Source organism: Coraliomargarita algicola, from assembly GCF_033878955.1.
Classification (GTDB): Bacteria; Verrucomicrobiota; Verrucomicrobiia; order Opitutales; family Coraliomargaritaceae; genus Thalassobacterium; species Thalassobacterium algicola.
Genome location: NZ_CP138858.1, coordinates 1,879,722 through 1,893,877 on the forward strand (window position 1 = coordinate 1,879,722; position 14,156 = coordinate 1,893,877).

14 protein-coding genes and 1 pseudogene are annotated in these 14,156 nt (G+C 50.3%); 8 read left to right on the forward strand and 7 right to left on the reverse strand.

All coding sequences use genetic code 11. The features are described 5' to 3' along the window. Positions 1-22: 22 nt before the first annotated feature. On the reverse strand, positions 23-2,845 hold the full coding sequence (locus SH580_RS07245; protein WP_319834346.1) for a DUF748 domain-containing protein: 2,823 nt from the start codon (positions 2,843-2,845) through the stop codon (positions 23-25). Positions 2,846-3,016: 171 nt separating this feature from the next. Between SH580_RS07245 and relB the strand changes: the two genes are divergently transcribed. After that, the gene (relB, locus tag SH580_RS07250; RefSeq protein WP_319834347.1) at positions 3,017-3,223 is read left to right on the forward strand and encodes a type II toxin-antitoxin system RelB family antitoxin; all 207 of its coding nucleotides are present in this window, start codon (positions 3,017-3,019) and stop codon (positions 3,221-3,223) included. 62 nt (positions 3,224-3,285) lie between these two features. Here relB and SH580_RS07255 read toward each other — a convergent pair whose 3' ends face one another. Further along, positions 3,286-3,486, reverse strand: a complete 201-nt coding sequence (locus SH580_RS07255; protein ID WP_425607173.1) for a transposase — start codon at positions 3,484-3,486, stop codon at positions 3,286-3,288. 461 nt (positions 3,487-3,947) lie between these two features. Here SH580_RS07255 and SH580_RS07260 point away from each other — a divergent pair, with 461 nt between their 5' ends. Both SH580_RS07260 and SH580_RS07265 read left to right on the forward strand, forming a co-directional pair. Next, entirely contained in the window at positions 3,948-5,147 is a 1,200-nt protein-coding gene (locus SH580_RS07260; RefSeq protein WP_319834348.1) for a right-handed parallel beta-helix repeat-containing protein, read from the forward strand. 181 nt (positions 5,148-5,328) lie between these two features. After that, positions 5,329-5,598: a choice-of-anchor Q domain-containing protein gene (locus SH580_RS07265; protein WP_319834349.1), complete on the forward strand. Its 270-nt coding sequence runs from the start codon at positions 5,329-5,331 to the stop codon at positions 5,596-5,598. A 483-nt stretch (positions 5,599-6,081) separates the two neighbouring features. On the opposite strand, the gene SH580_RS07270 is transcribed toward SH580_RS07265, so the two are convergent. Together SH580_RS07270 and SH580_RS07275 are read right to left on the reverse strand one after the other, a co-directional pair. Continuing rightward, positions 6,082-7,560 carry a sensor histidine kinase gene (locus SH580_RS07270; protein WP_319834350.1) on the reverse strand — a complete coding sequence of 493 codons (1,479 nt, stop codon included), beginning with the start codon at positions 7,558-7,560 and terminating at the stop codon, positions 6,082-6,084. A gap of 20 nt (positions 7,561-7,580) precedes the next feature. Continuing rightward, on the reverse strand, positions 7,581-8,420 hold the full coding sequence (locus tag SH580_RS07275; RefSeq protein ID WP_319834351.1) for a response regulator transcription factor: 840 nt from the start codon (positions 8,418-8,420) through the stop codon (positions 7,581-7,583). Between the two features lie 448 nt (positions 8,421-8,868). On the opposite strand from SH580_RS07275, the gene SH580_RS22165 reads away from it, so the two are divergent. The 5 genes and pseudogenes from SH580_RS22165 to SH580_RS22000 form a co-directional block, all read left to right on the forward strand. After that, positions 8,869-8,934 carry a hypothetical protein gene (locus SH580_RS22165; RefSeq protein ID WP_425607174.1) on the forward strand — a complete coding sequence of 22 codons (66 nt, stop codon included), beginning with the start codon at positions 8,869-8,871 and terminating at the stop codon, positions 8,932-8,934. A gap of 39 nt (positions 8,935-8,973) precedes the next feature. Then, a complete protein-coding gene (locus tag SH580_RS07285) occupies positions 8,974-9,219 on the forward strand; it encodes a hypothetical protein (RefSeq protein ID WP_319834353.1) in 246 nt (81 codons plus the stop codon). Between the two features lie 56 nt (positions 9,220-9,275). Next, positions 9,276-10,427, forward strand: coding sequence for an IS110 family RNA-guided transposase (locus SH580_RS07290; protein ID WP_319834354.1), 1,152 nt, complete (start codon positions 9,276-9,278; stop codon positions 10,425-10,427). Between the two features lie 347 nt (positions 10,428-10,774). Then, the gene (locus SH580_RS07295; protein ID WP_319834355.1) at positions 10,775-11,770 is read left to right on the forward strand and encodes a transposase; all 996 of its coding nucleotides are present in this window, start codon (positions 10,775-10,777) and stop codon (positions 11,768-11,770) included. A gap of 34 nt (positions 11,771-11,804) precedes the next feature. After that, positions 11,805-12,014 (forward strand): annotated as a pseudogene (locus SH580_RS22000) (potassium channel family protein); the annotation flags it as partial. On the opposite strand, the gene SH580_RS07300 reads toward SH580_RS22000, so the two are convergent. The 3 genes from SH580_RS07300 to SH580_RS22005 all read right to left on the reverse strand — a co-directional run bounded on the left by SH580_RS07300 (position 12,003) and on the right by SH580_RS22005 (position 14,138). Further along, complete coding sequence (locus tag SH580_RS07300; RefSeq protein ID WP_319834356.1) at positions 12,003-13,094, reverse strand: DUF4236 domain-containing protein; 1,092 nt, start codon at positions 13,092-13,094, stop codon at positions 12,003-12,005. The pseudogene SH580_RS22000 and the gene SH580_RS07300 overlap by 12 nt on opposite strands. Before the next feature lie 10 nt (positions 13,095-13,104). Further along, complete coding sequence (locus SH580_RS07305; RefSeq protein ID WP_319834357.1) at positions 13,105-13,683, reverse strand: hypothetical protein; 579 nt, start codon at positions 13,681-13,683, stop codon at positions 13,105-13,107. Between the two features lie 317 nt (positions 13,684-14,000). After that, positions 14,001-14,138 (reverse strand): hypothetical protein, encoded by a 138-nt coding sequence (locus tag SH580_RS22005; protein ID WP_345786252.1) that lies wholly within the window; start codon positions 14,136-14,138, stop codon positions 14,001-14,003. Positions 14,139-14,156: the final 18 nt, after the last annotated feature.

Below are 14,156 nucleotides of genomic sequence, written 5' to 3' on the forward strand. Positions count from 1 at the left end.
CGCCACAGCAAAACACCACACACTACTTCAAATCAAAACGTGCGCCGGGCTCACTCGCTCCGACTTCAGCTTCGGCGAGGCTTAAGCGCTCTGGATCAATGCCTTGCGCAGTGATCAGATGCTCACGAATGGCGCGGGCTCGTACCGCAGCCAATGACACGCGTTCCGCATCCGCCAACTGGATACCAGGCAGCAATGCAGTCACCATTTTCTTGAGTCCGAGCGCGTCATCGACCTGAGTCACTTCGTCAGGAGTGCCCGCTGCTTCCATTGCTTCGCGGTAGCGTTGAGCGAGACGCTTACGGTATAATTGCTCGTCACTAAGATCCACCTCTCCAAGTAAGTCGACGCGCAGTTGATCTTCAGCCAGCTGCACTTCATCAGCGGTCGATATCTGTGGCGTGATCGCGAGTTTCAATCCAGGCCGCTCCTTGAGCGCGGAGGCCAATGTATTGATACGCGTGATCATCGCAGGCGACAGCGCGGCAGAGCCTGCATCAAAATTCACGACTGAGAGATCTTCCTCCGCACCGACAAGACCAGACAATAACTTAAAGGGCGATGTCGCCACATTAGTAATTAAGCCAACAATCGCGGTCCGCACAATTTGCCCGATCCCAACTTTCGGATCGTTCAAATCCCCGGACAAGGGCAAGGATAAATCCATCACACCATTCGGCCCGGTGAGCAAAGTCACCGCAAGATCGAGCGGTAGGCTCACGGCATGCTCACTGTCGACCTTGTCACCGAATTCCAGTTGTTCGATACGTATCTGATTGCTCGCCTTGAGTTGGCTCGCCTCAATCGTCCAATCGGACTCTAAATTAAACGTGCCATTCGCGATACGTCGTCCAACGGCTTGCCCCGAATAGCTGGAAAACGCTGGCAGCGAAAGACCAGTGAGTGAAGCCTTTAACTGAGTCGACTCTTTTAGTTGACTGGTATTGAGCGCCCCATGCAATTCAAAGGCACTGCCATTGATATGGGCATTCAAGTCAAGTTTCGCCGGCTGACTGCCCGCCAGATCCAAGTCGCGAAGAATCAGCCCCAAAGAGTCTATTTCGATCTGGGACACTGCTTGCATACTTTCATCAACGAAAGTGACGCGCCCCTGAGAAATGCTCAATAAGTCGACACGGATCGGAGGCATGGGGGAACTCCCTGAAACATTTGGAGTCTCGACCACATCGGCGACGACATCGGCTTCCTCTACCATCTCTTCACTCACTTCAGATACAGCCTTGGTCCACACGACTTCAGGTTGATCCAACACCGCAGATTCCAGCGCCAGCGAAAAAGGAGCCAAATCCATGCGCAAGCCTCCGACGTCGAGCCCCACCCATTTGGCTTTCAGATTATCAGCGTAAACAAATGTGAGTCCTCGAACCGAAGCATCGCCAACAAGCAATTGTTCACCTGTCGCGGCATATTGAAAGCGACCATCGAAACTAAAAGTGCCACTCTCGATCTCGGTCTCCCCAAAACTCTGTGCATATGGCGAGAGCAGATGCAGCGGCACGCCCTCGATTTGCATCGAAAGATCCAGCACCGGCTCAGCTGGCACGATTCGACCGTCGATCTGTGCGGTTCCAGAATCCCCGATTTGATAATTAGCGGAGAATTGAATCGGTGCATCAAGGTCCGACGACACGGCCGAAAGTTCAAGATTAGGGATTTCAACCGTCAAATTCGCCAAGCCAGCAGTCAAAGCTTCCTCCCATACAATACGATAATCCGTGAGTCGGACCTTTTCGATACGATAGCTGAACTCAGGCAGCGAACTTTCACTCGTCGCAACTTCGGCTGCGGGCTCCCCGCTCGCCGCAGGCAAGACGAGTAACTGCGCTAAATTGATTTGCCCATCCGCATCACGAAAAATCCGAGTGGCCCCATTCGTCACTGCAAGGCTGGCAACCTCGAGCGCCATATCTGGAAAACGGAAACCGATCCCCTCCAGCGAGACAGAGTCCACGGAGATGAGCTGATCATCTTGCTCGATCGGCTCACAGAGCACTTCGGTGAGTGACATTTGGCCATTCTCAATTTGAAAGAGATTTTCCAAATCTGAGAGATCCAGTTGATAATCGAATCCAAGCCCAAAGACTGCCCGCTTCAGGTGGAAGCGGATATACGGATTATAATACGGCGATAAATCATTCACCACCAATCCGTTTAAGCTCAAAGAGCCAGAACTACGAATTGGTTGGCTTTTCAAGTCCCCCTCCCACCGAAGCACCGCCCCATCGTCCATATCTGCGATAAATCGCATGCTCGTGTCGCCCTCAACCACCGTCGTGAAATCGCGCAGGGTAAAATCAATCGGATCCATCACCTTTTTATAGGTCGTCGCGGCCGTCTGATCGACAAATTCGATCCGCCCCTCAGAGACTTCTAATAAATCCACTCTCATCTGTGGGATCTCGGTCAAGTTCAAATCTTTGACCAAGTCGCGCCAGTCACCGCCAGCGCTCGGCTCACTCACTTTTGACACTTCAACTGCCTGACTCGGCCTTTTTTCAAAACGAATATCCGCCCCGGCCAGCCGCAGCGCATCCACGACTGGATAAAATTTGAACAAACTCGCGGCACTAATGTTCAGCTCCGCCGCCTGCCATTCCACCGACCAAGCCCCCGCGAGGTCCGCCAGCTTCAAACCTTCCACTCGAAAAGAGCCCGCAAACGGATTGATACGCACCTGTGCAATGCTCGAATCCGGACTAAAGCGCGCCTGCAGTTGCTGCTCGCCAAAGTGCCGGATCAGAGCTGGAGCGATCCAAAACCCGATTAAGGCATACCAAATAACCAACGCGGCGAAGATGACCAAGGTCTTCGAATATCGATTCATGCACATATAACTAACACTCGAGCAGCCCAAAGCAACCGCTGAGTCGAAATGGGGCACGGAGACCAAGCGGAATAAAATAAAACCGAGCGCAGCTTGCACTGAGGCGCAACAAGCAGAATTAGATGCCAAATCAGCTCGCTCTAAACGTATTTCTGCACAATACGTGTATATATGTTAGCCATTCGATTAGATCAGGAAGTCGAAAACCGTCTAGCTTCTTTAGCCAAGAAGACCGGACGGACCAAGACTGACTATGCACGGGAAGCGATCCTCCAACACCTTGAAGATATGGAGGATTACTACCTAGCCGTCGAGGCGATCCAGAATCCGAGCAAGCTCTATACCCCCGAAGAAGCTAAACGTGAGTTAGGATTATAAGATTTCAGAGAGGGCTCTAAAGCAGCTCAAAAAACTGGAATGACTCTTCTATCCGTGATTTCTCAATTCGCGCAAGGTTGGAGCGAGGGGCTTTGGAGATTTTCCCAGGTGATGCGCCGGAACAATCGGTTTAAGTTGCACGCAGTTCCGATCAGGTGATTTTGCAGACTCACTTTTGCCAGTCCACGATAGCGCGCTTTGCGTAGTCCGTAAGCTCTGATCAGTTCGCTTTGTGTGCCTTCGATTCCGTTGCGCCGCTCCATTAGAATCAACTTCGTCACAGCTTCCTCGGTTGTAAATGGGCAGGCCTTCGACCGGCGACTGTGATCAGCCAAACCTGCCCTGCCATCAGTCTCATACCACTTCTAAGAATATATGATCTATAAGCTTGGCCTTTGCGTAGCCTCGAAACTTTGTTTCGGGGGACGATCGGCATCGCCCCGGTTCCGAGAACCGAGGTTACAAAAGACATATCTATTAGGACCAAACTTTTTTCGAATGGGTATCATAACGACGCAGATACTTATGCCCAGTCTTGCGACTGATGCCGAAGTCGGTACATAGCATACGGTAGTAGCAACTACATTATGCTAAGTTTATTTATCTATCCACACGGCCTAGGCTTCTGCCGTCGGATTACGGTGGCGGGTCAGAGTAGCGTAAAGGGACAAAAAAGTTCATCTGTTCACTCTCCGTTAAGTTTCAGTTTGGCATCATGCATGTCATGAGTATATTCTTTTCAACAACCAACCGCTCCCGATCTCTGGTCTGTGCGATCATTGTCTTGGCTTTCGGCAAAAGTTTTGCTAACATCAATGTTACGAATCTGATGGATAGTGGCGCAGGATCCTTGCGTGATGCGATTAACCAAGCCGAAGCCTCTGCAGGGGCGGATCAGATCAATTTCCAAATTGGGGGAACGCTTAATTTTTCCGGAGTCCTTCCTACGATTAACAGTGGTATTTCCATTAGCAGCAATGGGTTCAGTGTCACTTTCGACGGGACCGGGGCAAGTGACCGCGCTTTCCTAGTTTCCTCCACCGGAAGTCTCACGCTTTCCGGCTTATCAATCCAGAGTTTTTCTTCCGGTGCGAGTAGTGGCGGGGCGATTCGTGTAGAAGGCGGGAACCTTGAGTTGATTGACAGCAGCTTGACTGGTAATGCTTCCGAAGGCGCAGGTGGGGCGATTCTTCTTCTAAATAGCGGTTCGGCTGTTATCCAAAAAAGCACTTTAACGGGCAATAATGGCTTGCAGGGGGGCGCAATAGCAATGTCGACGGGTTCGTTGCAGCTTAGAGACTCGCAAATTACAAATAATACAGCGTCCCTTGGCTCGTCCGGAACCACCGGATTAGCGGGAGGTATTTTGGGTTTAAGTAGTCCGACGATCACGATCGAAAATTCCAGCATTTCCAACAATACAGCTGAGAATTACAACGGAGGAATCTACCATGCAGGCGGCACGCTCGACATCAGCGGTTCCTCCATCAACGGAAACTCCGCCGAAGAAGCGGGCCGTGATGGCGCAGGCTTGCTCGTCGGTGCAGGTGCCCAGGTTACCATTACGGATAGCGAGATCAATGGCAACACAGCTGCAACGGACGGTAGCCGAGGGGGAGGTATCAATGCTCAGGGCGAGACTACGTCCGTGACAATCGAGCGAACGACCATCGACGGTAACTCCGCTGAAGGGGGTGGCGGAATCAGCGCGTTAGACGCCACCGTCAAGGTAGTGGATTCGACGATCAGTAACAACGAGGCGACCGGTGCGGGCGGCGGCGGCATCAGTGCCAATAGGGGCCAGGAAATCATCATTGAAAACAGCACGATCACTGGAAACACGAGTGCGACTGGTGGCGGAGGCCTGGTGCTTGTGGCCGGAGTTTCCGGACGGGTCATCAATAGGTACCATCGCTTTCAATGAATCCGGGTCCGAGGGAGCCGCTCTCGTTTTCACTTCCGATGAGGGAAGCACCTTCGAGGTCGGGAACTCGATTTTTAGCGATAATCTCTCAAACGGGAGCCCCAGCACGATCTCGGGAACCGTCGACTCGCTCGGATACAATCTCTTTGATGATGCCGGCGGGGGTATCGTTGCTTCGGCTATGGGAGACCAGTTTAATGCCTTCGCCGACCTTGGACTTCTGGCTGATAATGGAGGGCCCACCTTCACCCACGCGCTCGGAAGTTCCAGCGATGCCATTGATGCCGGAATGACCGATCTAACGACCGATCAACGCGGTTTTTTCCGTCTGGCGGGCTTGGCCGATGACATCGGTGCCTATGAACTCGGTGCCATTCCCGAGCCGGAGACCTTCGCCCTCATCGCCGCCCTTGGCGCACTGGGGCTAGTCATGACGAAACGGCGACGCTAACAAAAATAGTGAGCCGTCTCCGATTGAGGGAGAGGCGAACTTTAGTCGCCGCCTGTAAGCTTCCCAGAGAAGTCCGAAAAAGTCAGGGTATTCTCCACAGCGGCAGCTCAAGGCTTCGCAGTGACCGTTCGGGTAGGGATTTCGTTCATGCTTCGATTTTCATCTAAGCTGAACATGTTGAGCCTTTTCAAAATGTTTAGTCCAAAATTTAACTCCATGAACAACAGGGGATTAATTATTTTCAATAATGTGCCCTGAGTCAGGAATCGAGGGGGAATATGAATCCTGGCGTAAAGCCAGTCGCTACGATCCATGGCCTAACCGTCTTTATAGATTCTCCAGAAAAATGTATGCTTAAACCATTTTTCATGAGTCATCGGCAAACAAGATAGATCCTAAAGTTGAACCACAATAAGTAAGGGCGCGAGTATTTTGGAACGAACTGAATCGCGGTCGGCCTACAGAGATTAGCAGCATTTGTGGCTACAGCGGCAGGCGAATGCTAAACTTGGTTTCAACTCCCGACTGGCTGGAAACATGGATACTCCCTCCGTGCGCTTCAACGATTGCTTTCGAAATAGCCAGGCCCAACCCGACATTTATTGCTCTCCCATTTGCACTGTGCGATGGGTCTTCCCGGTAAAACCGGTCAAACAATTTATCGATATTTTCCGCTTGGATTCCTTTCCCGTTATCCACGGCTTCGATCTTTACCCAGTCTCTCTCAAGTGCGCAGTGGATACCGATTTTGATCGGCTGCGAGTTGTGCTGCAAGGCGTTATTGACCAGGTTCGTCACCACCTGCTCTAAGCGAAACGGATCACAGCAAAGCCTCACCGGTTTCAAATCCATTTCCAGGAGGCTTCCATTTCTCTCGATGTGCGGCCGTAAGTCTTCGCATAAATCCTGTAGCAACGAGTCTAGCGGCATCGGCTCCAGATCAAGCCTGACCTCGCCTGAGTCGAGCCGCGAAAGTTCTAATAGATCATCGGTGATTCGTTGAATGCGTGTGGCGGAGCGTTTGCAGGTCGCAAAAAGTTTGACATATTCCTCCGGGCTGCGGACACGATCAAGCCCAAGGTCGATGTGCGAAACCAGCGCTGTCAACGGCGTTCGCAGCTCGTGCGATGCGTCGGAGGTAAACTGCACCTGACGGTGGTAAAGCTGTGAAAGCGTTTCGAAGGTAGTATTCAAGTCACGTGAAAGCAGCCGAATTTCATTCGTGGAGCTATCTGTAGACTTGTGTATCCGTGCTTTAACGTCGCCTTTGGAAATGGCAGAAGCGGTGCGACGGATTTCTTCTAAGGGCGCGACGGAGCGGAAGACGAGAATTCCCCCGAGAATCAAGCTGAGAACATAGACCGAAACGGTCCCACCCGTAATTTGCAGCTTTAGGTGCCCGAGCTCCTCCTGGAGCGCGTCGAGATGATATCCGGTGAGCAGCGCGGTCGAGGGTGAGGCGTGGTAGAGTTCGCGGTAACGGCCTTCTCGTGTGCGTAGGTGATAGCCGGGAGGCATTTGAGTTGGGAAGTCCAGCTCAGGAGCACCCTCCGATTTGAATACCAACTCACCAGTCTTTCGACTGAAAGCGTAAGCGTAGTGTCCACTCCGTGCGAGTTGATCATTAAAATAAGCGAAGGCATCCTGCTTGAAATCTTTCCGTCTCGATTGGTTAAATTCATCAATCGGCAAGGTGCGGCGCACCCACCCCCCTCCGGGCTCCAATCCAGGCTGCGGGGCAAACGCCGAGGATTTATTTCGCGGCGGGCCGCGGGGCCCGTCCGGGAGCTTCCTTTCGGCTTCAAACAGGATCGGCCCCATCTTTTGATCGAGCATCGCATCGACCTGCCCCAACCGGTGTGCTTTTTCGTAGTGATAAAAACCGATACCAAAGTGGCCAAGCACGACGGCAAGCACCAAGGCGTACCAGGCCTGTATTTTCCATTTAAGCGAGAGCGTCATCGTCTAATCATCTTCGGGCTTTATTCAGCTATCGCGATCCAAAGGAAATACGTGAGCGGGCAAAGCACCCTCTTCAGCACGCGGAATATAGTAGCCTTGTCCGCGTTTGTTGCGGATGAAATGCTTGCCGAGTTTTTTCGAATCCTGTAGATTTGTACATCCAGAACGTTGGAAAACCCTTCTTCGTTTCTCGTTGAGAGGACGTCCGACAATAAACCATGACTCACGGTGTTTCCTGCTCTAATAGCCAAATGGGTGACAATTTTTATCTGATCCGCCGTCAAATCAACAGTTTGACCATCAAGTAGTACATCCTGAGCATCCAGGTTGATCGTGACTCGCCCGATCTCGATGCAATTAGCGGCTTGTCCCGCAGAGCGGCGAATCAGTGCTTGGAGGCGCGCAACCAACTCGCGAGCATCGAAAGGTTTCACCATGTAGTCATCAGCTCCGGTTTGAAGGCCCCGGACTCGATCATGGATCTCTCCGCGGGCAGTCAACATTAGGACAGGTGTTTTCTTCTCGCGGCGAATTGCTTCCAGGACCGTCCATCCGTTCATCTCGGGAAGCATCACGTCGAGAACGATCGCGTCGAAATCCCAATAACGTGCTCGATAAAGGCCCTCGGCCCCGTTGTCGACCGCTTCCACAGAGAACTCGGAATCCATCAAAGCCTGAGTGAGCCCGTGGCGCACGTCTTCGTCATCTTCCACTACGAGGATTTTCATGAAATTGTAAGTAACCATTAGGCACAGGGTAGCAAAACGAAAGTTAATCAGGAATGAACGCAGAACAATTAACGTATTCTCCAAAGAGCCGTAGATAAGAGCATCCGCATTTTGAGAAAGTTTCGGAGCCATTCATTCTTGGTTAAGTTTTCAACTGATAAACTCCTGTTTCAAATGACCCCGACTAGACTCCCTAAAGGTAAGTCCTGCAGCGGGAACAAAATTTTCACACTCACTATCACTATGATAGCAATAATCGCTTCCATATTTTTTGGCCTCGCACTTGTCGTTCTGCCTAGTGCAAATGCTGTCGTGAATTTCAAGGTCATCGGCACCAGAACCGAAGCCTCCGGCACTGCTTTTACTGTGGGCGAGCAGGTCACGGTAAACTTAACCACGATTAACGGGCTCGGTGCTCCCCCAGAGAATACCTTCATCAACGATGTCTACACTGATTTTAGCGGGTCGCCAAATATAGATCTCGTCTCGGAGAATTACGCCAACAGCTACTCAGCGTCTGTCACCTCACTTCATTCAGATCACGGGAGCCGTGCCCGAGTCTGCCACAGCAGCTTTTCTCATGTCCGCCTTAGCGGGAGGAGTTGTTTTCCTGCGCCGCAACCGCAGAAAAAACAACCATAAATAGGTCTCTCTGACGCCAAAACCTTCAAAAAGAAACCTCATTATGAAAACAACCAGTATACTCACCACTATTTCCTTCATCGGTCTAAGTCTTTCAACAGCCTCGGGTACGATACAAATCATCAACACGCTCGACACTATCGACTACCAGTGGATCGAGGACACTTCATCGACCTATAGTTACGGACATTCGGAATATAAGGTGACCGCCTCGGTCGAAAACCCGATTGATCTCGATTTCCGCACGCTTGGTGAAGAAACCCTTGAGATCATCTGGCAGGGCCAATAAAGATGACATGGGAGGAGTTGCCAGTGGTGATTAATCACTAAACTGACACTTCAGCCATGAAGAATACAAAATCACTCACTCCCATATCAGACAAACAGACTGAGACGAAAGCCGAAGTCCTCAAGCTTGGAATCGACATTCACAAGCGAGAATATGTGGTTGTCCATCAACTGGACAACCAATCGCCGAAGTCTCCACAGAAGTTCAGCCCAGACGCGTTCCTTACGTGGATTGCAGGGCAGCGCGATCGAGCCATACGGATCGTTACCTGCTACGAAGCTGGTTGCTTTGGATACGTTTTGCATCGGCAGCTAGAATCAATGGGGATCGAGAACTTCGTAGTGCGTCCGCGAAACTGGGACGACTATGGATCCAAGGTCAAAACTGACGCTCGTGATGCACGAGAACTCTGCAGCCACTTAGATCGCTTTCTAGCAGGCAATGAACGAGCATTGAGCGTTGTCCGAGTGCCCACCGAAGAACAAGAACGCTCTCGCAGTCTGAGCCGCCAACGCGACACCTTATCGAAGGAACTCAAGCGGCTACAAAACGTAGGTATTAGTAATGCGCGCTACTATGGATACGAGTTGCAGATGAGCTGGTGGAAGTCATGTAACTTTAAGAAACTACTTGAAGAGTTGCCAGACTACTTGATTGCGATCCTTCAACCATTCCAGGCAGTGCTAGCGGCAATCGATAAACAGTTCCGTGAAACCACTGCACGTGAAGAGCGCTCCGCAAATCGGAAACTCCCTGTGGGCTTAGGCGCACTGACTGCATCCATTTTAGATAATGAGTTTCGTGATTACACACGTTTCAAGAATCGTCGAGAAGTTGCCAGTTATACCGGCTTATGTCCAGGCGAAGCCTCTAGCGGCGGCACTCGCAAGCAAGGTAGTATCAATAAGCACGGAAACCCACGCATACGTCACAATCTAGTAGAAGCTGTTTGGCGCTTCCTACAGTTCCAACCAGACTACGAACCGATCAAGTATTGGAAGCAACGAATGTGCAATGAACCCTTTGGTAAGGCGAAGAAGAAAATGACCGTAGCGATTGCTCGACGCTTTGCCGTGGACTGGTGGCGAATCAATACGGGGCAAATTGAACCTGAAGCAGTTGGCTTGAGAGTGGCCTATCCTACTGCTTACTCAACACGGGCATTACGTGAAGGACGAGTTGCTAAGGTGAACGCGAAAACGATGTAACGAATAAATTTACCGAATTTGGAACGGAGGCCTGCGCGTTTTGACCCCTGGATTTTTGAAGATCCGACTTAAAGGTTGCGCGGCCTTTGTTCCTCCTGCCGATTGAATAGATCAACTTGCACCGCCGAGAACGGTGAGTGCGGATAGCAGGTTATGCACGGCAGTTTGCCGACTGCATCCAGCAGAGGAAACGTTTCAAATTACAATCATCAATACTGATAACTTACACATCATGATTTAGCCAAATCTAAACCGCTTGACAATATCTCCCATAGCAGGGGTCATTCCGTATTTTTCGATATTTATAATTGCCCAGATCACCTTCTTTCTCCATAAGCTTACCAATCATGCCACGCAGTCTACGGATCGAACGCGAGAACGGAGTTTATCACGTGATCAATCGTGGGAACTACCAACAGGATTTGTTCATCAATGAGGGGGCGCACCGGTCTTTCGAAAAGTGCTTGTTTGAGGCATGCAAAAAGTGCGGCTGGATACTGGAGGGGTTTTGCGTGATGACCAATCACTTCCATCTGGTGATCCGCACTCCCAAAGGGAACCTCGTCTATGGGATGAAATGGCTGCAATCGACCTTTGCGAATCGTTACCACAAGTTCAGGCAAGTACATGGCAAACTGTTCCAGGGGCGCTACAAGAGTCTCATTGTTGAAGAGGATACTTACCTCGGGGCGCTGTTGCACTACGTCGCATTGAACCCTGTCAGGGCGGGCATCTGCGATGTGGAGGGGCTACACAACTACCGCTGGTCGAGCTATTGGTATCTGCGAAACCCGGCTTCAAGACCCGAATTCCTGGATCCAACGGGTGCACTCAGAGCGGCTGGCAATCTATCGGATACAGCGCAAGGACATCGCAGCTACCAGGCCTACCTCCTATGGCTAAGCGAGGATCAGACGGCGCGTAAGGATATGGCTTTTGACAAAATGTGCCGGGGTTGGGCACTGGGGACCAAAGAGTTCAAACGGGAACTTCTCCAGAGCGAAGGGCTTTTGAAAGACGGAACGTCTGAGCGCTTGCGCATGGAGGGCAAAGACTTGGCCGAGGCCAATGAGTTAATCTGGGAGGATACACTACAAAGAGGCATGCAGGCGGTGAGCAGAACGGATGTAGATATTGCCAACGATCGGAAATCCGCGGCCTGGAAAGTATGGATCGCCGCTGAACTCAAGCGCCACACCAGCGCGCCCAGCACTTGGATTGCGCACAAGCTAAACATGGGCTCTCCTCAACTCGTGGGTGTCTATGCGAAACGCTTGGAGCGAGAGATCGAGCAGAAACCGAACCCGGAATACCAAGATTTTATATCGAAATATACGGAATGACCCGTTTTTCACGGAATGACCCGTTTTTAAACCCCAACCCGAAGTCTTCAACTCCATCTTCTCGTCCATGTGATGGGCCGTCGTCACCCTGACCACCGTCGGCTACGGCGATGTCTATCCAATCACCGCCGGCGGACGCATCTTTACAACCCTCATCCTCATCGTAGGCCTCGGCGTCGTCGCCGTGCCCACCGGCTTGTTTGCTTCGACTTTGAGCAAACTGAAGGAAGAGTCACGCACCTAGAAGTTTCGCGGATGCCTCGACTGCAGACTTAACCGTAGAGACGGCTCCTACTTTTGAAACGTATAATAACTCATTGAGCCCGGACAGGCTCTTTAGGTGAACGGAATCATATTCAGCGATCGGTAACTCTTTATTATCTTTGAAGCGCCGATCTGGTCCGCCCTTCTTATTCACATACCTCCAAGTTCGATCAACAACTTGAGAATCACGAGGCACACCTTCGTCTTCAATAAAACGAACAGGTGAACGCTCGATAATTAAGTTGGAAAAGGACAAACCACCGACACCCGAATTATCAAATATTAGAATCTTATCCGGAAAGAAATAGATCTGCTGTGTCCCAACCGAAAAATTAGGCGTCGGCACGTTGGTTTTCACGAATTTGGGGTTTGTAAATGACACGGAAACCAATTTCCGAGTCACCAAACGACTAGCTCCAGCGTGATACTTTGAATCATGAACATTCCCAGCAGAAGGTATATGCCAAATCTTCTTACATCTCTTGAATTGTTCGAAGCTGTCATAGAGCGACTTAAAGACTCCCTCAGAAACTTCATCCATCTCATAGAAGACAACTGTAGTCTTCCGATTACGATCAAGAATCACGAAGAAGATTAGTATTGGAATTGCGACGATGAGGGTCAGGGCAAATAGCCCCCCTGTGCTTTCATTTAACAAGGAGACAAATCCCAATATTCCAAGTGCCACTGCAACTAGAGGCGTATATCTTGTTTTCTTACGTTTAAGCGTCAGTTCTTCGACTAGATCGCTGGATGAAGAATCAACAATCTGACCAACATCGCCACTGTCGATTTCATCCATGACAATATCGCCAGGTAAACTAGGCTGGACCTGCTCGTGAGAATCAACTGCTTGCTGCTTCGACCCTGAAGTTCCATTGCGGCCAGCGGGTAAAGTCTTCCGGTAGTAAACGCCACCTCGCCCCATATGGACGTAGTTGCCTCTCGGTCCAGAACCAACTCGAAATCCCTTGATCCCAGCAGATACACCTACGCCCGACTTCGACAAATTAAATCGGACGGGGCCAAAACGAAGACTCTTTCTTAAGTAAAAGCCCACAATAAAACCCTCAAGCTATCGAAACGATTGTATCTTTAAACTCTTTGATGATTCCACCTGCACCCGGGAGGACTAGATCAGCGCATTTTAATATCGAATCCAAAGTCGCATCAATAGCAGTAACGAGTTTCTTAAACCACTCTCTTAGACCAAACCAATTTCTAACTACCTTCTTAAATGACTTTGAATCTAGTTCGTCGGAAGCAAAGTCCGGAAGAAAAGATGTCAACTCACGGTCTAATTGCGCGATTACACTAAACTTAAATCGCAGTGGAGACCCGATTAAACCATGTCTATTCAAGGGCAATGGATCCAGATCCATAATAACTGAATCGATCTCTAGACCCGGCCCTTCTACTATGAAGTTCTGATAGGTGTTATAGGCTTGTTCTCTCAAGCCCTGATAGTCCATCCATAGCCACCAAAATCTGTCATCCTTAACTACATCACCAAGGAATCGGCGCGTTTGCTCTACAAAAAGCAATAGTTCTTTCGCACCAGGATTTTCAATTTTTTCTAGCTCATCAAACCACATAACCGTTATTTTGATTGTATCGATAGATAATACAAGGAAAAGGAAGGACAACACTTGAAATAGAAAGCTATAAAGGGTCCGGGAACTCAAAAGGGTCAGTCCAATTTTTCATGTTTTAGTAGGCTCTTCCATTCTGGGACCCAAAAGCTGACATGGGGAATTTCGTATTTCTTTGAATTAAAGGCCTAAAAAGCGGCCAAACGTAGGATCTAAAAATCTCCCCGTAAAAACAGTTATCGCTTCGAGCTGAAATTCAAAGCCCAGGCGCCACTGCCCAAACCCAGAAAAACCGTCATCGCTTCGATTTCGATTTCCAATGCAGGGCGAAATTTCAATGGGCTTGCGGGTTCACTGACGTATCCGATCTCTATCTAGAGCCGCTCATCGATCACCTTGGCATTTGCCCAAGCGATTACCTGTTCCTGCCAGTGCAATGGCATGGCATAGTAGCCCCGCTCACGTTTGGATGCGGGGACGTAAGCCTCAAAGCGGTAGCTCCAGCCCCACAGCTGCTCAAAGCGTTGACG

Excerpts from the sequence above, each read along its gene's own strand:
- SH580_RS07245 (WP_319834346.1), bottom strand. The coding sequence starts at position 2,845 with ATGAATCGATATTCGAAGACCTTGGTCATCTTCGCCGCGTTGGTTATT.
- relB (WP_319834347.1), top strand. The coding sequence starts at position 3,017 with ATGTTAGCCATTCGATTAGATCAGGAAGTCGAAAACCGTCTAGCTTCT.
- SH580_RS07255 (WP_425607173.1), bottom strand. The coding sequence starts at position 3,486 with ATGGAGCGGCGCAACGGAATCGAAGGCACACAAAGCGAACTGATCAGA.
- SH580_RS07260 (WP_319834348.1), top strand. The coding sequence starts at position 3,948 with ATGAGTATATTCTTTTCAACAACCAACCGCTCCCGATCTCTGGTCTGT.
- SH580_RS07265 (WP_319834349.1), top strand. The coding sequence starts at position 5,329 with ATGGGAGACCAGTTTAATGCCTTCGCCGACCTTGGACTTCTGGCTGAT.
- SH580_RS07270 (WP_319834350.1), bottom strand. The coding sequence starts at position 7,560 with ATGACGCTCTCGCTTAAATGGAAAATACAGGCCTGGTACGCCTTGGTG.
- SH580_RS07275 (WP_319834351.1), bottom strand. The coding sequence starts at position 8,420 with ATGGCTCCGAAACTTTCTCAAAATGCGGATGCTCTTATCTACGGCTCT.
- SH580_RS07285 (WP_319834353.1), top strand. The coding sequence starts at position 8,974 with ATGAAAACAACCAGTATACTCACCACTATTTCCTTCATCGGTCTAAGT.
- SH580_RS07290 (WP_319834354.1), top strand. The coding sequence starts at position 9,276 with ATGAAGAATACAAAATCACTCACTCCCATATCAGACAAACAGACTGAG.
- SH580_RS07295 (WP_319834355.1), top strand. The coding sequence starts at position 10,775 with ATGCCACGCAGTCTACGGATCGAACGCGAGAACGGAGTTTATCACGTG.